The organism is Streptococcus mitis (assembly GCF_902159415.1).
GTDB classification, from domain to species: Bacteria; Bacillota; Bacilli; order Lactobacillales; family Streptococcaceae; genus Streptococcus; species Streptococcus mitis_BG.
Genome location: NZ_CABGJU010000009.1, coordinates 1 through 411 on the forward strand (window position 1 = coordinate 1; position 411 = coordinate 411).

Below are 411 nucleotides of genomic sequence, written 5' to 3' on the forward strand. Positions count from 1 at the left end.
TCCAACAGAAGACGGTGAACAACCTAAGAAAGATATTCCAGGCTACCGCTTCGTAGAGACTAAGAAACTTCCAAACGGTGACACAGAACATGTCTACGAAAAAGTGAAGACAAGTCATAAGGATAAGGAAGGGAATGAAATTCCAGGTCATCCAACAGAAGACGGTGAACAACCTAAGAAGGATATTCCAGGCTACCGCTTCGTAGAGACTAAGAAACTTCCAAACGGTGACACAGAACATGTCTACGAAAAAGTGAAGACAAGTCATAAGGATAAGGAAGGGAATGAAATTCCAGGTCATCCAAGCGAAGACGGTGAACAACCTAAGAAGGATATTCCAGGTTACCGCTTCGTAGAGACTAAGAAACTTCCAAACGGTGACACCGAGCACGTTTATGAGAAGGTTAAGAC

The 411-nt window shown here is 43.3% G+C and carries 1 protein-coding gene; it reads left to right on the forward strand.

The features are described from left to right. On the forward strand, positions 1 to 411 hold a 411-nt coding region (locus FN031_RS08970), incomplete at both ends, for a MucBP domain-containing protein (protein ID WP_142559453.1).